Raw genomic sequence first — 19,433 nt, 5'->3', positions numbered from 1 at the left:
TGCTAAAATCGCAAAATTTTTAAAGGGCAAAAATGCAAAATGCAAATCTAAACAACAAAACAATCCTAATCACAGGTGGCACGGGGAGCTTTGGCAAGGCGTTTGTGGGAAAAATCTTAAAAGATTTTAACCCCAAAAAAGTCATCATTTATAGTCGCGATGAGTTGAAGCAATTTGAAATGGCGCAGAGTTTTGATAGTCCCAAAATGCGCTTTTTTATCGGTGATGTGCGGGATTTATCACGCCTAAAAACCGCGCTAAATGGCGTGGATATTTGCATTCACGCAGCCGCGCTAAAACAAGTGCCGATTGCCGAATACAACCCGCTAGAGTGCATAAAGACAAACATTATCGGCGCAAGCAATGTCATAGAGGCGTGTTTGGAGAACAAAGTCGCCAAAATCATCGCGCTATCTACTGACAAAGCCGCAAATCCTATCAATCTCTACGGCGCGACAAAACTCTGCTCTGACAAGCTCTTTGTGAGTGCGAATAATATCAAGGGCAGTTTGGATTCAAAGTTTAGCGTGGTGCGCTATGGCAATGTGGTGGGGAGTCGTGGCTCTGTCGTGCCGTTTTTTAGGGGGCTAATCGCAAAGGGCGCAAAAGAACTGCCCATAACAGACTCTAAAATGTCGCGATTTTTTATTACGCTAGATTCTGGCGTGGATTTTGTCATCAAATCGCTTCTGCGAATGCAGGGCGGGGAGATTTTTATCCCAAAGATTCCTAGTATAAAAATCGTGGATTTGGCAAAAGCGTTAGCACCAAATATCCCGCACAAAATCACCGGGATTCGCGCTGGGGAGAAGCTAAATGAAGTGATGATTCCCCTTGAAGATGCAAGGCTGTGCGTGGAGTTTGAGGATTTTTATTTGTTGAAGCCCACAATCAATTTCAACACGCCCATTGATTATACTAAAACCGCGCTTGGTGAGCGTGGAGTGAGCGTTAAAGCGGACTTTGAATATAGTAGCCACACGAATGATAAATGGCTAAAAGGTGATGAAATTTTAAAAATTTTGGGGTAGATTTTGCGAGATTTTGCTAAAATGTGAGAATTTATTTTAAGGATTGCGAATGCAAAAATATGCCATAGTAGCGGGAAATGCGCCAAGTTTAGCGGAGATTGATTATTCGCTGTTGCCAAGCGGACAAGATTTTGCGAATGGTGCGTTAGATTCTGCGAATCAAATGAATTTCGCAGAATCTACCCACCCCCTAACCCCCTCCGCAAGGGAGGGGGAAACTTCGTGTGAATTCTCCGCAAGGGAGGGGGAAGTTTTTACTACAAATCCCCCCCCCGTAGCGATTCACAGAATCTGCCCCACCATTCGCAGAATCTGCCCCACCATTCGCAGAATCTTCTAACAAATTTCGCCATTTTTCGTTGCAATCAGTTTTATTTTGAACGCAAATATTATTTAGGCAAAAGGGTCGATTTCGCCTTTGTCGTGCCAAATTATTTGTTAGAAAATCACTTCACACACAGCGTATTAAAGTTTAGGGGCGAGTATGAGATAGGGCGCACCATCGCCACCACCATCGGTTTCAAATCGCCCGATAGATTTTACTGCGACCATTCGCATATTTTCCCATATATCAAAAGTGGCGAGGCATATTTGGCGAAATTAGAGGCATTCTACCACTTTATGAAATTTAATGAGTTGCATTACAATGCCCGTCCCACGAGCGGAATTTATATGTGCGCTGTGGCAGTGGCGCTTGGATTTAGAGAGATTTATATCGCTGGGATTGATTTATATCAAAGCAGTGCGACTTATGCCTTTGAGTGCAAAACGCCAAATGTGCTTAAAAAAGACCCAAATTTCGGACCTGTGGGCGATATGCACTCACTTGAAATCGACTTAGAAGCATTAGAATTTTTAGCGAAAAATTATGGCGTGAAGTTTTACTCCATTTGCCCAAATTCGCCTATTTCAAAGTATATTTCACTGCCAAAAGCGCAAAATAAAGTTTCTTTTGTCGTAGAATCTAAACCCACAAATTATACAAAAGACATAATCATCCCAAGCGAAATCGCCTACCAAAAGTTATCTTACGAGCGAGAATGCGCGCAGTGGGGATACACCTCGCCTTATGCGCCATCGCAAAATGAACTGCCCTGCAAAAAAGTCCTGCGTGAAAACATCGCATTTTGCTTTTTAAAAGACTTGTGGCGACTGCCAAAGCACATATTTGATTATCTGCAAGAAAAACGCGCCGTAAAACTGGGGGGGGGGGGGGAAATCCCCTTTGGAGAAAAGTAAATGTCCGCGCAATCCGTAAAATCAAGTGCGATTCTGCAAAATGTGAGTTTTGGCACATATTTTGGCGAATTTGGCGCAGAATCTATGCAGATTCTGCGTTTGGCGCGAAATTCGCAGAATCTAATTTATTTTTCGCAGAATCTTTTTTCGCAAAATCTCACACATTCGCAGAATCTAATTTATATTTCGCAGATTCTGCGACTTTGGATATTTTGGCAAAAGAGCGCATTTTGGTGGCGCATTATGGTTGATTTTAGCGCGAGTTATAAATGCGACAAGCGAGATTCTTCGCTCGTTTCACTCGCTCAGAATGACAATTTGGAGGCAGATTCTGCAAAATGCGCTATTATCGCAGGGAATGCGCCAAGTTTGGCAAATATCGATTATTCACGCTTGCCATTAGACTTTGAAGTGTTTCGCTGCAATCAATTTTATTTTGAAAAAAAATATTATTTAGGCAAAAAAGTCCGTGCCGTTTGCTTTGCAAATCAGGCATTATTTGAGCAAATCTACACAATGCTTCTTTTAAATAATCGCGGGGAATACAGCGTAGATTCTGCGTTTTTAAATAATCTTTATGCTTTTGGATTGGAGGGGGCGGAGTTCTCGCAAAATATGGAGATTTTCACCTCCGCATTTAGGCAAAATATTTTTATAAATCGCATTTTTGATGGCGCGCACTCATATAAAATCGCGGAATTTTTGGAGTTTGCCACGCTAAATCAACTTTATAATTTCGCCCACCCCACAACGGGCATTTGGTTATGCGCGATTGCTGTGGCACTTGGATTTAGGGAGATTTTTATCGCTGGGATTGACTTTTATCGTGGGGAAAAAGTCTATGCGTTTGATACTTTGGCGCAGAATTTTTTGCGCTTTGATACAAATATGAGAGATTACATAACCGCAAGAGAACAGCACAATGCCCCGCACACGGAGGGTTATCATAGCAAGGCATTTGATTTGCAGTGCTTGGAGTTTTTGGAAAAGCACTATGCCGCGAAGTTTTACTCGCTTTGTCCGCAAAGTCCCATTTCGCAGAATCTCCCCCTTGCCCCAAAGACAAATAATATTTTCACTCCGCAAAATAAACCAAAAGATTTTATAAACGATGTGCAAATCCCGCCAAAGGAAGCGTATTTGCAGTTTTTCTCACCGCATTTTAAAGAGCAAATAAAGCACATCAAAAGTCCCGCGCGGATAAAGACAAATATTTATTTTAGGGCATTACGGGATGCTATGCGATTATTTGGCGACTTAAAATTATTTTTAAAGCATAGAAAGGAGCGCGATAAAAATGATGAAAGCATTTAACATAGGCAATTTACGAATTTCAAACGAAACGCCACCGCTTGTTGTGCCAGAGATTGGCATAAATCACGGCGGGAGCTTGGAAGTGGCGAAGCTAATGGTAGATTCTGCGTTTAACGCGGGGGCGAAAATCATAAAGCACCAAACGCATATAATCGAAGATGAAATGAGTAGCGAGGCAAAATCCGTCATACCGGGCAATGCAAAAATAAGCATTTATGAGATAATGAAAAAATGTGCGTTAAGCTACAAAGATGAACTTGCACTCAAAGAATATGCCGAATCTAAGGGACTAATCTATCTCTCCACGCCATTTTCTCGCGCTGCGGCAAATCGCCTGAACGATATGGGCGTTTTGGCATTCAAAATCGGCAGTGGCGAATGCAATAATTACCCGCTTCTTAAACATATCGCAGGATTTAAAAAGCCCATAATTTTAAGCACAGGAATGAATAGTATAGAATCTATCGCTAAAAGCGTGGAGATTCTGCGAAATGCACAAATCCCATTTGTCCTACTTCACACGACAAACCTCTATCCCACGCCACCAAATTTGGTGCGATTAAATGCGATGATTGCACTAAAAGAAGCGTTTGACTGCCTTGTGGGATTGAGCGACCATAGCACGAGCAATCTTGCGTGTTTGGGAGCTGTCGCACTTGGTGCGTGTGTGTTAGAGCGACATTTCACAGACACTATGGAGCGAAGTGGACCTGATATTATCTGCTCGATGGATGAGTCTGCCTTGCGTGAGCTAATAACACAAAGCAAAGAAATGTTTATTTTGCGTGGGAGTGAAAACGAAGCAAAAATTGCTACCAAAGAAGAGCAAGTAACCATAGATTTTGCCTTTGCAAGTGTGGTTAGTATCGCTCAAATCAAAAAAGGCGAGGTGTTGAGTGAAAAAAATATTTGGGTAAAGCGACCTAGCAAAGGTGGCATAAGCGCAGAGCATTACGAATCTCTTTTAGGAAAAGTGGCGTTAAAAGATATTCCAAATGACACACAGATAAAGATTTGCGATATAGGCGAGTAAATATGCTAGATTCGACACACAAAAAACGCAAAATCGTCTTTGTCAGTGGCACTCGCGCAGATTTTAGCAAAATCAAGTCTTTGGCGTTGAAAGTCGAGCATTCGGCTGATTTTGAAGTCTATATCTTTGCCACAGGTATGCATTTAAGCAATCACTTTGGGCTAACGGTGCGCGAGATTGAAAAATGCGGATTTAAGCATATCCATAAATTTATAAACCACGATAGATATTATCAAATGGACTTAGCATTAGCGCACACAATCGATGGCTTTGCAAAATTTATCGCCGAATATAAACCAGACTTAATCATAGCACACGGCGATAGAATCGAGCCACTCGCAGCTTCAATCGCAGGTGCGCTAAATAATATTTTAGTCGCTCACATTGAGGGTGGCGAAGTCTCAGGTACGATAGATGATTCTTTGCGCCACGCGATTTCTAAACTCTCTCACATTCATTTGGTAAATGATTGCGTGGCAAAAAGGCGACTAATGCAATTAGGCGAAAGCGAAAAGTCCATTTTTATCATCGGTTCGCCTGATTTGGATATTTTGGATAGTAGCGATATTAGTTTAGAGGTGGCAAAAAAATATTATGACATAGATTTTGAAAAGTATGCGATTTTGCTGTTTCACCCCGTAACGACCGAAATAGATTCTATGCAAATCCAAGCAAATGTGCTATGCGAAGCATTAAAAGAGAGTAGGCAAAATTACATTGTGGTGTATCCAAATAATGATTTGGGATTTGAGCAGATTTTGGAAGCGTATAAATCTTTGGAGCATTTGGCGCAATTTAGATTTTTCCCAAGTATTCGCTTTGAGTATTTTATCGCGCTTTTAAAGGGGGCGGATTTTTTAATCGGCAATTCTAGTTGCGCTTTAAAAGAAGCACCGCATTTAGGGATTCCTAGCATAAATGTCGGCACTCGTCAGAGCAATAGAGCGGGATTAAATCTGCCAAGTGTGATAAATACCAAATGCCAAAAAGAAGCGATTTTAGATGCGATAAGAAAGGTTAAAAATTGTCATATTGAGCACAGCGAAATATCTCAAAAACACAACAGAGATTCTTCGCTTCGTGCTTCGACTTCGCGCGAGAATGACAATTTGGAGGTAGATTCTGCGAATTGTGCGATAGATTCTGCGGTAGATTCTGCGCCACGCCACAAATCCGCCGAAGTATTTTTTGATTTACTAAAACGCGGTGTATTTTGGGATCAAAAACTCCAAAAGCAATTTGTGGATTTGGAGCATTTGCGATGAAGTTGCTACAAAAATTATTTAGTTTCTGCGATGATATCACGCTAAACAATCTCAATAATTTCATCCCAAAAGATATTTTAAATACACTAGATTCTGCCCCCGCGTTGTCATTGCGAGATTCTGCACCTCAAATAAAAAACGCAGAATCTGCTAATTTCGCAGAATCTAATATCGGGGGGGGGGGGGGGAATTCCCTTTTAGAAACTATTTTAGGATGCAAAATGTCTTATTATAAACTCGACTCCCGCACCAAATCCGCGCATTCTCCCCTAAATCCGTGGGCATTTATCCGCGTGAAAAACGAAGCGCGAACACTAAAAGCAAGTCTGCACTCGATTTTACCTGCATTTCAGCGCGGAATTATCGCATATAACGACTGCACCGATGGTAGCGAAAAAATCATTTTAGATTTTTGCGCCAAAAATCCATCATTTCTGCCAAAAAAATATCCACACAAAATCACGCTAGAAAATCCCGCCACCGCGCAAAATATGCTACATAATTATTATAATTTTGCGCTATCTTTCATCCCAAAAAAGCAGTGGTTTATGAAGATTGACTGCGACCATATTTATGACGCAAAAATGCTTTATAAAACCTTCTATTTAGCGCGCAGTGCGAAAGATTGCGTGGTTTATCCGCGAGTGAATTTCATCATCGATAATAATCAAATTTTTATCCAAAATAACGGCGAAAATGGTTATATTTTAGGTGGCGACCAGCTTTTGCTTTGCAATGAAAATATTTCATTTGCCCCGCGTCTCACTTCAAAATCTTCGCAGTGGATGGATAAAAATGACAATTCGCAGAATCTATTTAGCGAAATTATGCTTACCCCGCGCAATTTGCGGAGGGTTTATGCGCCGTTAATGCAGTGGCATTTTCCAGCGGTAAAGGCGCACAGGCGCGAGTTTGTGAAGCATTTGGACTTGATGCCGCTAAGTGAATTTATCGCTAAAAATTCGCATTTGCTTGGGCGAAAAATCCCGCGCGAATATTTGAGCGATGAAGTGATTTTGAAACTTTATAATTTATTTGATTTGGAGGTATAAGATGGTTTTAGCGTTGATTCCAGCAAGAGCGGGGAGCAAAAGTATCAAAAATAAAAATTTGGCACTTCTTGGCGATAAACCGCTACTTTTTTACACGCTAGATTCTGCGAAAAAGGCGCGTTGCGTGGATAAAATCGTGGTAAGTAGCGATGGTGGCGAGATTTTAGATTACGCAACTTCGCAGGGCGTTTTTGCGCTAAATCGCCCAAAAGAGTTAGCAGGAGATTTCACGCAAACTAGCGAAGTTGTGGCACACGCTTTGGGGCATTTTAGGGATTTTGATGAGATTATTATTTTGCAACCCACTTCGCCTTTTAGGGATTCTGCGGATATTGAGAGCGCGTATAAAATCTTTAAAAGCAACAATGCAAACGCGCTAATTAGCGTGGAGTGCGCGGATAATAAGATTTTAAAAGCATTCATCGCAAATGAAAATGGCGAGTTGCGCGGGATTTGCGATAATCAAATGCCCTTTATGCCACGCCAAAAACTGCCAAAGGTTTATCAAAGCAATGGTGCGATTTATATCATCAAAAAAGATGCGTTTTTAGCGCACAACACGCTTTTGCCACCAAAGACGCATTTTTATGAGATGGGCGAATCGCTTGATATTGACACACCAAGCGATTTGCAGAGGGCAAATGAAATTTTAAAAACGGAGGATAAAGATGAAAATAGCAAATGTGAGTGAGTTAAAAGATGGCGTAAATGAAGTGTTTTGCGGAGGCAAAAAATATTTTATTTACAAAAATGGCGCGGAAATCAAAGTGTATAGTGCGGTGTGTCCGCATCAAGGGGCGATTTTATGTTTTGACAATTCGTCTTTGGGTAATCATTGCGTAGATTTTCAAAATTTCGGGGCTTCGCAGACCGCTAGTCTAGTCTCACGCCCCAAAACGAAGTTTCCTCGAAAATTTCGCAAAAACTCCACAAGCACTACCGCAAATACTAGAATTGATTCAAAAGAAAATGCAGATTCTGCGATTCAAACAAAAAACGCAGAATCTAATGAAAATATCGCAGAATCTGCGCTAGATTCTGCCCCTCATAATGAAATCTATTGCAAAGTGCATAATTGGCGTTTTTGCGCCAAAAGTGGGGAAGCGACAAATGTGAAAAATGCGAGTTTGAGCGAAGTGGCATTTAGAATCGATGATTTGGGGGATATTTATTTAGATTCTGCAAATTTCGCAGAATCTTTCACTAAAAATCCCCCCCCCCCCGTAGCGAAAATTCGCAAAATCCCGTATTTTCGCAGAATCCCACAATTTCACAAAATCCAAAAAATTCGCCAAATCTCCGCATAACTCTCCATTCTCACGCCTGCCTAGAATTTCGCTACCATAATTTTTCGCTTCTTTGCGACCCGTGGATTATTGGCAGTGCGTTTTTTGGTGCGTGGCGCAATTATCCCACGCCACTTTTAAATGCGCAAAATATCCACACACTTACGAAACGCACAAATGCCATTTGGATTTCGCACGAGCACAGCGACCATTTTCACCCTGCGACTTTAAAATATTTTGATAAACAAACGCCCATTTTTGTCCCTGCCTTTGCAAATGGGCGAATGGAAGCGCGTTTGCAAAAAATGGGATTTGAAAAAATCATTAGTGCGAAATTTGGGGAGCGAGTAAAAATCGCAAATGATGTTTTTATCACCACTTATGAACCTGCTTCGCTGTGGAATGATGCGCAGATTTTGCTTGAAGTGGGCGATTTTCGCATTTTAAATATCAATGACGCTGGGATAAATCACAAAATCCACGAAAAGATTAAATTCGTAGATTTAATCTGCTCTGCGTTTTCGCCCGGGGCAAGTGGGTATCCTGCGACTTGGACGCACTTAAATGACGCACAAAAAATAGAGATTTATGAAAAGTCACGCACCGCCACACTTGAAATGCTAAAAAAGGCGTGTGAGATGTATGATGCGAAATATTTTTTGCCCTTTGCTTCGCATTTTATTTTAAATCACCCTGCGCATTTGAAATATATGAAACTCTTGCGCAAAAATACGATTTTTGATGTGATTGACGCCTTTAAGGATAGCAAGGTAGAAGTTTTGCCATTGCTCTTTGGTGATACTTGGAGTGCAGAATCTGGATTGCAAAAAATGCAGATGACGCAAAATCTTTATGATTTTAGCGTGGTTGAATCACACATAAAAAATGATTTTGATAAAGCGGAGTTTGAAACGCAATATCCAAAGGCACAAAATTATGATAAGGCGGTGGTTTTAAAATATTTTGAAAATCTAAATAATATCCCTGAAATGGTGTTTTGCGAAGATTTGGTAATGAATGTTTATCCTATCGGTGAATCTTGCGAAGCATTTTCTTTTGAAATAAAAGGTGGGATTTTAAAAATATTGCAAAATCTCGCACTAACGCCAAATATCACTATGAAAATCCCATCTGAAATTTTAATGCAGATTTGCAAAAATAATGAGAGCTGGGATGAGGCAACAATCGGTTATTGGTGTGAATTTAGTCGCAATCCAGACATTTATCACACGGAATTTTGGCGCATAATGCAGTGTCCATATTATTTGAAAAATCCACACAATGCAGATTCTGCGAATATTACAGCACAAAGCAATGTGGCGTGGGTTTTGGAGAGACTTGGCGAAATTGGTGAAAAAATCTTTGGTCGGTATGGATTATATTGTCTATCGTGCAATAAAGCATATAGCGAAACTATTGCCCAAGCGTGTGCAATGCACGGGATTGATAGCGCAAAATGCAAGCGATTATTGGGAGAATTAAGAGCGCATTTGGGGTGAAAATTGGGGAATTTTTTGCGAGATTTTGTGAAATCATTACGCCGTCATTGCGAGGCGCACGAATTAAATGAGTGCAACGAAGCAATCTATTTCAGTGAATCGTGAATCAAATGCGAATCGCTTATTTTATGTGAATCTAAATGTAATAATTTATTGATTCAATTTTAAGTCATTGATTTTATTTGCCTTTTAAATTCGCGTGATTTGGATTGTTTCGTTGTTTTCGCTGTCGCTCAAACTGCCTCGCAATGACGATTCGGCGCATTTCGCCTAAATCTCACGCGATTTGCCACACTTAACTTCTACTTTTTTACCGCCTCATTGCAATCCTTATAATCCGCACTTTGCACATTAAATAAATCCACGCCACGCGCTATACTCTCATCATATATTGCAATTTTTTTCTGCAAATGCCCTGAAATTTCTTGCATTCGCGCCATTCGCGCTTGTAATTTTTCAAACGCTTTTTCTAGCAATGTCTTGCGCTGTTTTGCCGTGCGGAAGCCCTGTGCGAACATTTCTGCGTAGCTTTTTATATCCTCCAAACTCATATCCGCATCGCGTAGCCAAACCACCCAATTCACCCACCGCACATCGCTGTCGCTGAAATATTTGACGCCATTTTTGTCGCGCTCGATGCTTGGAAATACGCCTTTTTTCGCCCAAAAGCGCAGTGTGTAGCAGGATACGCCTGTGATTTTTTCGACTTGTTTGATTGTGTATGCCATTTTTCGCTCCATTTTGTAAAATAAAAATGCAATTATAAAAGATGATAGTAGGTATAAGTCAAGGGTTTTTTGAAAAATTTGGCAAAATTATCGCAAATTTAATGTTGCTTTAAATGTTAAAAAACTAAAATCCCGCTTTTAAATTTCAAAAAAAGGACAAAAAATGCCACTATTAGATAGTTTTAAAGTTAATCACACCATTATGCCAGCCCCTGCGGTGCGCCTAGCAAAGACGCTTGCGACGCCAAAGGGCGATAAAATCTCCGTTTTTGATTTGCGCTTTTGTAAGCCAAATGAAGAGATTTTGAGCGAAAAAGGGATTCACACGATGGAACATCTCTTTGCGGGATTTATGCGGGAGCACCTAAATGCGCCAAATGTCGAAATTATCGACATTTCGCCTATGGGCTGTCGCACGGGCTTTTATATGAGCGTCCTCGGCGTGCCTAGCGAGGATAGCGTAAAAGAGGCGTGGGAAGCGAGTATGCGTGATATTTTGAAAACGGACAAAATCCCTGAGGCAAACAAATATCAATGCGGAACTTTTGAAATGCACTCTCTAAATGAAGCGCAAAAGATTGCGCAATCCACGCTAGAAAAGGGCATTGGCATTATGAATACAAGCGAGTTGCTTTTGAGTGATGAAATGCTTGGCAAGTGATTTTTGGTGATTTGAAATGAGAGTTGAATTAAAAGTTAGCGGAATGCACTGCAATCACTGCGTAGATAAAATCACGCGATTTGTGAGTGAAATTAGTGGCGTGGGCGAAGTGTGTGTGGATTTGGAGGCACAAGTCGTGCGCGTGGATTACGAATCGCAAACGACTTTGGAGGCAATCAAAGAGGCGATTTTGGATAGCGGGTTTGAGGTGGAATAGAGATTCTGCGAAAATCTAAAAAATCGCAGAATCTTAATAAATAAACGCAGAATCTCGCATTGTTTTCAAGGCAAATCGCAGAATCTGTGTGAAAATCTACTTTATAAATGCGCTTTTGAATAAGTCTAGCGCGAATTGCGTGGTTTGGGTTTGGATTGCGATTCGAGTGCCACTAAAATGCACTTTTTTAATAATGGATTTTTCATCGCGTTTTTTTACGCCCACAAATATCGTCCCCACAGGCATTTCATCGCTTCCGCCATTTGGTCCAGCAATCCCGCTTGTGGCGATTGCAAAGTCGCTTTGCATTATCTCGCTGATTTGCCCTAACATTAAATCCACCACTTCCACGCTATACGCGCTTTTTTGCGCCAAAATCGCCGAATCTACACCCAAAACGCGCGTTTTTATTGCATTTTGATAGCACACGATTCCGCCACGAAATGCGCTACTTGCGCCACTAATTTGACTAAAAGCATAATTGATTAGTCCGCCCGTGCAAGATTCGGCAATGGCAATGCTTTTGTTTTCACGCACTAAAAAGTCAATAATTTCTTTTGCAATATTAGATTCCACGCTACCCACGCAATCTTATGGCGATATTTATATACCAATACAAAAGCCCGATTGTGTAGAAAAATATGCCCACATAGTAGAAATTCCCACGCGATAGCACTTCGGCAGAGTAGAGAAATAGCCCAAAGCCGATGATTAAAATCACCAAATTCATCACCGAATAAAAGCTAATGCTTTTTCGCAAACTTATGGCGATTCGCACAAAAAGCAAAATACAAATCACAGAGAGCGCGCAATCAATTATCGGGCGCATTGTAAATGAGTAAGATTCGACACTATAACCAAAGAGAAAAAATATGCTTGTATTCATCGATGGGGAGACTTCGCGCAAATATGTTTGATAAAAATAGCTATCATACACGCGCTTAAAGTATCTATCATAGGCGCGTTGCTTGTAAAAAAAGCTAATGATTGGCATTAGGATAAAAAATATAAATACCACGCTATCGATGATTGTCTTTTTGATATTGCGGATAAGTTCGCTTGGCTCATCGTAGCTGTAAATATTCATCATTTTATCCAACTCATCTGCGCTGTAATTTGAGAGAATGCTAAGCGCAAAAAGCGCGGTAAAAACCACACTCGCCCCAAGCGTCCAATCGCCATAAAGGCGGGAGCGCACCCTAAAATTCTTTCGTGTGAAAAAGTGATACAGCGCAAGTAAAAAGCCCACTACAAGCAAGATTCGACACATTGTGACAAAAAATCCATTTGGTTTTAGCATAATTGGGAGTAAGTTATCAAAGTTTGGGATTGCGGTAGAAGTGATAATGCCCGCAAATAAAAAACTCGCAAAAAAGAAAAAGATTAGCGAGAAAATCATTTCATTTTTTTCGCGTGTGAGCGTGAAATCCATTTGTTTGTCCCCCCTTTTGTTGAATCTAAATTTGCCAAATTAGTTCGCTAAAATCATTCGCCAAATCTCAAAAATTTTTCAAAAAATATCCATCGATACCATCTGCGATGCCTTTGGCAAGGGCGTTTTGATACTCTTTGCTTTGCAATCTCTTTAAATCATTTGCATTTGTCATATAGCCCACTTCGATTAAAATCGAAGGCATTAGCGCACCTGCAAGCACCCAAAATGGTCCCTCTCGCACACCGCCATCAAGCGTAGTTTTGTAGAGTTTTCGCGCATTTATTAGCATACCGCTTTGCACATCGATTGCAAGTTTGTTTGAAGCTAAAAGCCGTTGCGAATTTATGGAGTTTAGAAAGGACATTTTGGAGAATTTGTTCATAATCTCAATATCATCTTTGTTCTCTAACTCGGCGACTTTTCTAGCGCGCTCACTTCGCGCGGTGGAGAGAAAATAAGTCTCAATGCCGTTTGCGGATTTGTAGTTTTTCGCCTTTTTGTCAAGCGCGTTTGCGTGAATGCTGATGAAAACATCGGCGTTTTTGTCATTTGCCATTTTTGTGCGGTCTGTCAAACTCAAATATTTATCCCCGCTTCGCGTTACAAAGACTTTATACCCCCTTGCTTTTAAAATCTCGGCGGTTTTTTTGCTGATATTTAGGACGATTGCCTTTTCGCAGACTTTGCCGACTTTTGCCCCGCAGTCCTTGCCTCCGTGCCCTGCGTCCAAAACTACGATTTTATTTTTGGCGATTTCTTTTGGGAGTGTTTTTGGCTTTGAATCTTTTTGGTTTTTTGAATCTTTTGAATCCTTTGAATCGGCGGATTTTGGCGCAGAATCTTTTTTAGATTCTGCGTTTTTGGGCGGATTTTTCGCAGAATCTTTTGAGTTTGTTTTCGCAGAATCTCCACCCTTTTTTGCGTCCAAACTCGCAAATAAATCGCTAATTGCGCTAGATTCTGCGTTTTTGCCAAAACTTAAAATTAGTATTTTTTTATCAATCTTAAAATCTAAATCATCGATATTGTCGGTAGAAATTACGATTCGCGCGAAGTCTTTGGAGTTTTGGGCGATTGTGATTTGCGCTTTTTCTAATTCGATATTTTTGCGCGGGATTGTCAGCTCGGCGCGGACGCTGTAAAAAATGCCATCTTTGTGCGTGTGGCGTGTGAAATTTTGCTTTGCGATATTGCTATCAAATTTGATTTGCACTTCATTTTCGCTCCAATTTATCGACAAAATTTTTAACGGCGCGGAGAATAACGCACCACACGCAAAAATAAAAATTAGCAAAAATCGCAAAATAAATCCTAATTTGCGGTGGATTCTGCGTTTTTATGTGAAATCGCAGAATCACATAAAATCGGCGCAGATTCTGCGAAATTATGCAAATTCACAGATTCTGCGTTTTTCTCATTAGATTCAGCGACTAATTCGTTAATGAGTTCTTTTGTGCTTACAATCTTATCGATACGCCATCCATTTGCGCCTGTAAAATAAAGCCCCGTCTCTTTGTTGCCGTTACTTGCATCGCCTAATCTATCGGCAATGCAGTAGCCCACTTTTCGCGCTTCTTCGCCACGATTGCAAGGGCTTACGCAGTTGCTAACACACGCGATTTTTGGCGCAGTGCCGTTTTTTATCGCTTTTAAAATGCCTACATTGATAGCCCTTGCGGGATAGCCCACAGGCGATTTGATTAGCTCAATGTCGCCTTCTTTTACATTTGGCATAATCTCGCTATACGCCTTTGCATCGCATTCTTTGACGCCTAAAAAGCGCGTTGCCATTTGCACACCACTTGCGCCTAGCGCGATAAATCTATCAATATCAGCGCGATTCCAAATGCCACCTGCGGCAATTACAGGGATTTCGCCCTGTGCCTTTGCCTCTGCGATGACTTTTGGGACGATATTTTCTAATTTAAATTCATCTTTAAAGCAATCTTCGTATTTGAATCCTTGATGTCCCCCGCTTAATGGTCCCTCTACGATTACAGCGTCAGGGATTTTGTTGTATCGTTCTCTCCATCGTTTGCAAATGATTTTTAACGCTTTTGCCGATGAAACGATAGGGATTAGCGCGACATCGGGGAAATTTTTGGTAAATTCGGGCATATTTGTAGGCAATCCCGCGCCTGTGATGATGATATTTGCCCCCGCTTCGCAAGCGTCCTTTACCACGCGTCCATATTCGTTTATCGCGTATAAAATATTTGCTGCCAAAGGCGAATCGCCACAGATTTTTCTAGCGTTTTTAAAGATTTCATTTAGTGCGTTTTTTGAGTAAAAGTTGATTGCTTCAAATGGTTTGCTACGAATGATTTTCTCTGCAAACTGCATTTTTTTGTAATATCCCGTGCCAACGCAACTAATCGTCCCTAACGCGCCGTTTTTGGAGACATTTCCAGCTAGTTCGTCCCAGCTTATGCCAACGCCCATTCCGCCCTGAATTATGGGGTATTTTATCGTGTATTTGCCGATTTTTAGTGGTTTTAATTTCATTGTTTGATTCGCCTTAATTTACCTTAAATTTCAACTGACTTGGACTTTCAAAAATTTCCTTTTGCCAATTTGAATGATATATATACCAGAATTTAGCTTAAAATTCTCATCATTTATTTTTTCGCCATTGATTCGCACCGCACCAGCGCGGATTTCACGCCTTGCTTCGCTGGTTGATTTCACCATTTCATTTTCACACAAAATCTTGCAAATCCACGATTGCGATTCTACGCAAACTTCTTTTATGTCGCTAGGGACGGCGTTTTGGGTAAAGATTTGGGCGAAATTTTGCTTTGCTTCTTGCGCTGCTTTTGCGCTGTGGTAGCGCGTGATGATTTCTATGGCTAAATTTTCTTTGGCGGTTTTTGGGTGAAATGCGCCTTTATCGACACTCGCCTTCAAAGTTTCAAGCTCTTTTAGCGAAATAGTGCTAATTAGCTCATAATACCGCCACATAAGCGAATCGCTAATACTCATAATCTTGCCAAACATTTCATTTGGGGACTCCGTAATGCCAATGTAATTGCCAAGCGATTTGCTCATTTTATTCACACCATCTAACCCCTCCAAAAGCGGCATTGTGATAATGGATTGCTCTTTATTTAGCCCATAAGCGCGTTGCATAGTGCGCCCCACAAGTAAATTAAACTTTTGGTCATTGCCACCAAATTCAATGTCAGCATTTAGCGCAACCGAATCATAGCCTTGCAGAAGCGGATACATAAACTCCATAATGGTGATTTGGCTATTTGTCGCATATCGCTTTGCAAAATCATCTCTCTCTAACATTCGCGCCACATTGAAATGCGAAGTAAGCTTCAAAACCCCCTCGCTACCTAGCTTTTCTAGCCATTTGGAGTTGAAACAAACCTCCGTGTGTGCCGAATCTAAAATCTTAAAAACCTGCTCTTTGTAAGTCTGCGCATTTTTTAGCACTTCATCGCGGGAGAGTGGCGGACGCGTTTTGTTTTTGCCACTTGGGTCGCCCACCATTCCCGTAAAATCGCCGATTAGAAATTTTATGTCTGCGCCATATTTTTGAAACAACGCCATTTTTTGAAGCACCACAGAATGCCCCAAATGCAAGTCTGGCGCGGTTGGGTCAAATCCCGCTTTTACGATGAATCGCACACCTTTTTCAAAAAATCGCTTTACCAAAAATTCGATATAATCAATACCGATGATTTCGCCTGTGCCACGAGTGATTTCAGCTATTGCTTCGGTGAGTTTTGATTGGAGATTCATAATGTGTCCTTTGTGGTAGATTTAGATTCTGCGAATGCAGAATCTAATAAAGATTCGTGCGAAGCACCCTTAATCTCGCCCGCTTCGTGGTGCAAAAAATCGGATTCAAGGTTGCAGTAGTGCAACCGCCGATTTTTTGCTAGAAGCGGATTAAGCGAGGCTCTCCCCCTAAAAGCGAAAAAGCGGCTGCTTTTTGGGGACACAATTAAATAGTCGGGGGGAGCGGAGCGGGGGTGCAGCCCTTTTTGCGAAAAAGAAAGCGAATCTAAATCAAAAAACGGCGATTTTATCGCAGAATCGCAGAATCTAAAAAGAGATTCTTCGCTTCGCTCAGTATGACAGCAAAAAATGGATTGCTTCGGCGAATCTATTGATTCGCCTCGCAATGACGATAAAGATTCAACCTTATTTCTGTATATACGCATCTTTTAGTCCCACAAATTCTATAATTTTATATTTTTTGTTTAGCATTTCGCGCAGTGGTTTTATGTCATTTAACGGCGTCTCAAAGAGAATTTCGCAAGTTGTCATAAACTGACTTTTATATCCATTGTATGAGATTCCTATGACATTGCAGTCAAATTTCACAATCCCCGCCAAAAACTCCGCCAAAACGCCCTTTTTGTCCTCTAGCGCGACAATGACTTTATATCCCGTGCTGTTATTTTCCTTCCAATCAACAAAAACCATTCGCGCACCATTGCTTACCTCCAAAAATGCGCGCTCGCAAAGTTTGTGATGGATAAAAACCTTTGAGCCGTTTTTAATCGCCAAAATCCCATCGCCGTGCTTTGGATGGCAGCAGTAATCAAAAAGCGTTTCGCTAATGGTGTGGTTTGAGTAAATGATTAAGTTGTCAAACTCTTGCCCTTTGAGTTTTAGCCTATCAAGGCGGATTTTAGAGAGAAAATTGACATTATTTTTTAGGCTATTTTTTAGGCGATTTTTAATGTCAATCAAAAAGTCCAAATCCCTTATGGCTTTTGCGATTGTCGGCATTAGATTATGCTCACGGACAAACGATTCGACTACATTCATATTGTGGTCAAAAAATATCGTTGAAATGATATTGATTGCGGATTTTTGCTCGATTTCTTTTAGTTTTTGGGCGCATTGTGCTTTTAGTGCGGACTTTGCGCGAGAAGTTTTCACCGCATCAATCCAAGTGCATTTTGGCTCTAAATGCGCATTTGTAATGATTCGCACGATGTCGCCACTTTTTAGCGTGGTAAGCAAAGATGATTTTTGATTGTTGATATATGCCTCTTTTGCGTAGCTTCCTAACTCCGTATGCACTGCGTAGGCAAAATCTAACGCCACAGCACCCACAGGGAGTGTGTAAGTGTCCCCAGCGGGAGAAAAAACGACTATATCCTCTCTATACAAGTCATTTTTTGCCATTTCATAAAATTCTTCAATATTATTGTCTTGATATTGCAGGTTGCTTAGCCAATCAGTTGAAGGCGTAATGCCAGAATTTTTGTATTTCCAATGCGCTGCCACGCCAAACTCCGCGCTATTGTGCATTTTTATGGTGCGAATCTGTATTTCAAAAATCGAGCTTTCATCAAAGACGCTTGTGTGAATCGTTTGATAGCCGTTTTCTTTTGGGAGTGCGATATAGTCTTTGAATCGCGATACGATGGGCTTTAAACGCAAATGAATTATGCCTAACGCCTTGTAGCAGTCCAAATCATCTTGCACGATTATGCGAATCGCAAGTAAATCCAATATTTCATCGATGCTCACGCCTTTTTTTTGCATTTTTAGGAAAATAGAGTAGGGGCGTTTGATTCGGCTCTCAATCCTAAATTGTGATTCTAAGAATCCGCCTTGCATAAGCAGATTTGACACTTTTGCGATGAAATTATTTAGCTTTAAGATTAAACTTTGTCGCTTTTGGCTTAAATAGTCATTGATTTTATTATAATCATCGGGGAAAATATAATAAAAACTTTTGTCTTCTAACTCATTTTTAATCGATGAAATGCCAAGCCTATGGGCGATAGGCGCATAAACGACAAGCGTTTCTTCTGCGATTCGCCGCTGTTTGTGCGGTGGGAGGACATCTAGCGTTAGCATATTGTGCATTCTATCGCTGATTTTTATCACTAATGCGCGAATGTCTTTGATTGAAGCAAGTAGCATTTTGCGAAAGGACAGCGCGGCTTGGATTAGCTTTTCGTTTGATTCGCTTGATGGGAACTCTTCTTTTCTAATGTCGATTATTTTGGTAAGCGAATCTACTAGCCCCGCGACATCTTCGCCAAATTCACTCTCAATCCAATCAATATCATAATCCGTATCCTCCACGACATCGTGGAGCAAAGCAGCGCAAATCATCGACTCTTCGCCACCATAATACGCCACAATACACGCCACCAAAATGGGGTGAATCGCATAAGGAATCCCGCTTTTTCGCAACTGCCCAGCGTGTGCGGCAATGCAGGAATTTAGCGCGTTTCGCACCTTTGGCGTCATCGAATAAAAAAGGATATTTTCTAATCGCTCAGTCGCCTTGTCAATGGTGGTAATGTCGCCAAATGATGAAAAGATATTCAAACGCTGTCCTTTTAAAAAATGATATTAGATTCTGCGAAATCGCAGAATCTGCGAGATTTTCGCCATTTTGCCCCTTTAATTCGCTTATTTCTTTTTCGCAAAAAGGGCTGCACCCCCCGCCCCGCTCCCCCTACGCGCCAAAAAGCAGCCGCTTTTTCGCTTTTAGGGGGAGTGCCTCGCTTTCTCCGCTTCTAGCAAAAAATCGGCACTCGCACTACTGCTCGTTTGAATCCGATTTTTTGCACCACGAAGTGGGCGAGATTCGGTTGTGCTATCGCACACTTGATTTTACTAGATTCTGCGATTCGCAGAATCTACAATCGAAGTAATGACGGTGTGGCTTCTTGCGTTAGTCGCGCTT

20 protein-coding genes and 2 pseudogenes are annotated in these 19,433 nt (G+C 41.1%); 14 read left to right on the top strand and 8 right to left on the bottom strand.

What is annotated here, in order from left to right; translation table 11 throughout:
* Nucleotides 1-32: 32 nt before the first annotated feature.
* The 11 genes and pseudogenes from pseB to ACWIUE_RS05080 all read left to right on the top strand — a co-directional run bounded on the left by pseB (nucleotide 33) and on the right by ACWIUE_RS05080 (nucleotide 9,719).
* The gene (pseB, locus tag ACWIUE_RS05130) at nucleotides 33-1,031 is read left to right on the top strand and encodes a UDP-N-acetylglucosamine 4,6-dehydratase (inverting) (RefSeq protein WP_454135468.1); all 999 of its coding nucleotides are present in this window, start codon (nucleotides 33-35) and stop codon (nucleotides 1,029-1,031) included.
* 49 nt (nucleotides 1,032-1,080) lie between these two features.
* On the top strand, nucleotides 1,081-1,371 hold the full coding sequence (locus tag ACWIUE_RS05125; protein ID WP_454135466.1) for a hypothetical protein: 291 nt from the start codon (nucleotides 1,081-1,083) through the stop codon (nucleotides 1,369-1,371).
* Entirely contained in the window at nucleotides 1,260-2,270 is a 1,011-nt protein-coding gene (locus tag ACWIUE_RS05120) for an alpha-2,3-sialyltransferase (RefSeq protein WP_454135762.1), read from the top strand. The genes ACWIUE_RS05125 and ACWIUE_RS05120 overlap by 112 nt, the downstream gene beginning before the upstream one ends.
* Complete coding sequence (locus ACWIUE_RS05115) at nucleotides 2,271-3,584, top strand: alpha-2,3-sialyltransferase (protein WP_454135464.1); 1,314 nt, start codon at nucleotides 2,271-2,273, stop codon at nucleotides 3,582-3,584.
* Nucleotides 3,571-4,617, top strand: coding sequence for an N-acetylneuraminate synthase family protein (locus tag ACWIUE_RS05110; protein WP_454135760.1), 1,047 nt, complete (start codon nucleotides 3,571-3,573; stop codon nucleotides 4,615-4,617). Before ACWIUE_RS05115 ends, ACWIUE_RS05110 begins: the two co-directional genes overlap by 14 nt.
* 2 nt (nucleotides 4,618-4,619) lie before the next feature.
* The gene (gene neuC / locus ACWIUE_RS05105; protein ID WP_454135462.1) at nucleotides 4,620-5,882 is read left to right on the top strand and encodes a UDP-N-acetylglucosamine 2-epimerase; all 1,263 of its coding nucleotides are present in this window, start codon (nucleotides 4,620-4,622) and stop codon (nucleotides 5,880-5,882) included.
* Entirely contained in the window at nucleotides 5,879-6,934 is a 1,056-nt protein-coding gene (locus ACWIUE_RS05100) for a beta-1,4-N-acetylgalactosaminyltransferase (protein ID WP_454135460.1), read from the top strand. The genes neuC and ACWIUE_RS05100 overlap by 4 nt, the downstream gene beginning before the upstream one ends.
* Nucleotide 6,935: 1 nt before the next feature.
* Nucleotides 6,936-7,625 carry an acylneuraminate cytidylyltransferase family protein gene (locus ACWIUE_RS05095; RefSeq protein WP_454135458.1) on the top strand — a complete coding sequence of 230 codons (690 nt, stop codon included), beginning with the start codon at nucleotides 6,936-6,938 and terminating at the stop codon, nucleotides 7,623-7,625.
* A complete protein-coding gene (locus tag ACWIUE_RS05090) occupies nucleotides 7,603-8,241 on the top strand; it encodes a Rieske 2Fe-2S domain-containing protein (protein WP_454135456.1) in 639 nt (212 codons plus the stop codon). The genes ACWIUE_RS05095 and ACWIUE_RS05090 overlap by 23 nt, the downstream gene beginning before the upstream one ends.
* Nucleotides 8,202-8,423: pseudogene (locus tag ACWIUE_RS05085) on the top strand (hypothetical protein); the annotation flags it as partial. The gene ACWIUE_RS05090 and the pseudogene ACWIUE_RS05085, both read left to right, overlap by 40 nt.
* A gap of 81 nt (nucleotides 8,424-8,504) precedes the next feature.
* A complete protein-coding gene (locus ACWIUE_RS05080; RefSeq protein WP_454135454.1) occupies nucleotides 8,505-9,719 on the top strand; it encodes a hypothetical protein in 1,215 nt (404 codons plus the stop codon).
* A 302-nt stretch (nucleotides 9,720-10,021) separates the two neighbouring features.
* Here ACWIUE_RS05080 and ACWIUE_RS05075 read toward each other — a convergent pair whose 3' ends face one another.
* Entirely contained in the window at nucleotides 10,022-10,447 is a 426-nt protein-coding gene (locus tag ACWIUE_RS05075) for a MerR family transcriptional regulator (RefSeq protein WP_454135452.1), read from the bottom strand.
* A 163-nt stretch (nucleotides 10,448-10,610) separates the two neighbouring features.
* On the opposite strand from ACWIUE_RS05075, the gene luxS reads away from it, so the two are divergent.
* A complete protein-coding gene (gene luxS, locus ACWIUE_RS05070) occupies nucleotides 10,611-11,108 on the top strand; it encodes an S-ribosylhomocysteine lyase (RefSeq protein ID WP_454135451.1) in 498 nt (165 codons plus the stop codon).
* A 16-nt stretch (nucleotides 11,109-11,124) separates the two neighbouring features.
* The gene (locus ACWIUE_RS05065) at nucleotides 11,125-11,325 is read left to right on the top strand and encodes a heavy-metal-associated domain-containing protein (RefSeq protein ID WP_454135449.1); all 201 of its coding nucleotides are present in this window, start codon (nucleotides 11,125-11,127) and stop codon (nucleotides 11,323-11,325) included.
* Between the two features lie 96 nt (nucleotides 11,326-11,421).
* Here ACWIUE_RS05065 and ACWIUE_RS05060 read toward each other — a convergent pair whose 3' ends face one another.
* The 7 genes and pseudogenes from ACWIUE_RS05060 to ACWIUE_RS05030 form a co-directional block, all read right to left on the bottom strand.
* On the bottom strand, nucleotides 11,422-11,901 hold the full coding sequence (locus ACWIUE_RS05060; protein WP_454135447.1) for a CinA family protein: 480 nt from the start codon (nucleotides 11,899-11,901) through the stop codon (nucleotides 11,422-11,424).
* 1 nt (nucleotide 11,902) lies between these two features.
* Nucleotides 11,903-12,757, bottom strand: coding sequence for a hypothetical protein (locus ACWIUE_RS05055; RefSeq protein ID WP_454135445.1), 855 nt, complete (start codon nucleotides 12,755-12,757; stop codon nucleotides 11,903-11,905).
* A gap of 67 nt (nucleotides 12,758-12,824) precedes the next feature.
* Entirely contained in the window at nucleotides 12,825-14,063 is a 1,239-nt protein-coding gene (locus ACWIUE_RS05050; protein WP_454135443.1) for an N-acetylmuramoyl-L-alanine amidase family protein, read from the bottom strand.
* Nucleotides 14,064-14,191: 128 nt separating this feature from the next.
* Nucleotides 14,192-15,265, bottom strand: a pseudogene (locus tag ACWIUE_RS05045) (nitronate monooxygenase); the annotation flags it as partial.
* 30 nt (nucleotides 15,266-15,295) lie between these two features.
* On the bottom strand, nucleotides 15,296-16,510 hold the full coding sequence (tyrS, locus tag ACWIUE_RS05040) for a tyrosine--tRNA ligase (protein WP_454135441.1): 1,215 nt from the start codon (nucleotides 16,508-16,510) through the stop codon (nucleotides 15,296-15,298).
* Nucleotides 16,507-16,935 (bottom strand): hypothetical protein, encoded by a 429-nt coding sequence (locus ACWIUE_RS05035; RefSeq protein ID WP_454135440.1) that lies wholly within the window; start codon nucleotides 16,933-16,935, stop codon nucleotides 16,507-16,509. The genes tyrS and ACWIUE_RS05035 overlap by 4 nt, the downstream gene beginning before the upstream one ends.
* The gene (locus tag ACWIUE_RS05030; RefSeq protein WP_454135438.1) at nucleotides 16,916-19,072 is read right to left on the bottom strand and encodes a RelA/SpoT family protein; all 2,157 of its coding nucleotides are present in this window, start codon (nucleotides 19,070-19,072) and stop codon (nucleotides 16,916-16,918) included. Before ACWIUE_RS05030 ends, ACWIUE_RS05035 begins: the two co-directional genes overlap by 20 nt.
* Here ACWIUE_RS05030 and ACWIUE_RS05025 point away from each other — a divergent pair.
* On the top strand, nucleotides 19,054-19,401 hold the full coding sequence (locus tag ACWIUE_RS05025; RefSeq protein ID WP_454135436.1) for a hypothetical protein: 348 nt from the start codon (nucleotides 19,054-19,056) through the stop codon (nucleotides 19,399-19,401). The two genes, ACWIUE_RS05030 and ACWIUE_RS05025, sit on opposite strands and share 19 nt — an antisense overlap.
* The last annotated feature ends 32 nt before the right edge of the window (nucleotides 19,402-19,433 follow it).

Source organism: Helicobacter sp. 23-1045 (assembly GCF_053654655.1).
The sequence above is the reverse complement of the archived record's forward strand: the minus strand, read 5'-3'. Positions and strand labels throughout refer to the sequence as shown.

Coding starts and splice junctions, on each gene's coding strand:
- ACWIUE_RS05090 (WP_454135456.1), top strand. CDS start 7,603: ATGAAAATAGCAAATGTGAGTGAGTTAAAAGATGGCGTAAATGAAGTG.
- ACWIUE_RS05110 (WP_454135760.1), top strand. CDS start 3,571: ATGAAAGCATTTAACATAGGCAATTTACGAATTTCAAACGAAACGCCA.
- ACWIUE_RS05025 (WP_454135436.1), top strand. CDS start 19,054: ATGATGAAAAGATATTCAAACGCTGTCCTTTTAAAAAATGATATTAGA.
- ACWIUE_RS05065 (WP_454135449.1), top strand. CDS start 11,125: ATGAGAGTTGAATTAAAAGTTAGCGGAATGCACTGCAATCACTGCGTA.
- tyrS (WP_454135441.1), bottom strand. CDS start 16,510: ATGAATCTCCAATCAAAACTCACCGAAGCAATAGCTGAAATCACTCGT.
- ACWIUE_RS05080 (WP_454135454.1), top strand. CDS start 8,505: ATGGAAGCGCGTTTGCAAAAAATGGGATTTGAAAAAATCATTAGTGCG.
- ACWIUE_RS05095 (WP_454135458.1), top strand. CDS start 6,936: ATGGTTTTAGCGTTGATTCCAGCAAGAGCGGGGAGCAAAAGTATCAAA.
- ACWIUE_RS05115 (WP_454135464.1), top strand. CDS start 2,271: ATGTCCGCGCAATCCGTAAAATCAAGTGCGATTCTGCAAAATGTGAGT.
- ACWIUE_RS05035 (WP_454135440.1), bottom strand. CDS start 16,935: ATGCGTATATACAGAAATAAGGTTGAATCTTTATCGTCATTGCGAGGC.
- ACWIUE_RS05125 (WP_454135466.1), top strand. CDS start 1,081: ATGCAAAAATATGCCATAGTAGCGGGAAATGCGCCAAGTTTAGCGGAG.
- ACWIUE_RS05055 (WP_454135445.1), bottom strand. CDS start 12,757: ATGGATTTCACGCTCACACGCGAAAAAAATGAAATGATTTTCTCGCTA.
- pseB (WP_454135468.1), top strand. CDS start 33: ATGCAAAATGCAAATCTAAACAACAAAACAATCCTAATCACAGGTGGC.
- ACWIUE_RS05075 (WP_454135452.1), bottom strand. CDS start 10,447: ATGGCATACACAATCAAACAAGTCGAAAAAATCACAGGCGTATCCTGC.
- ACWIUE_RS05100 (WP_454135460.1), top strand. CDS start 5,879: ATGAAGTTGCTACAAAAATTATTTAGTTTCTGCGATGATATCACGCTA.
- neuC (WP_454135462.1), top strand. CDS start 4,620: ATGCTAGATTCGACACACAAAAAACGCAAAATCGTCTTTGTCAGTGGC.
- luxS (WP_454135451.1), top strand. CDS start 10,611: ATGCCACTATTAGATAGTTTTAAAGTTAATCACACCATTATGCCAGCC.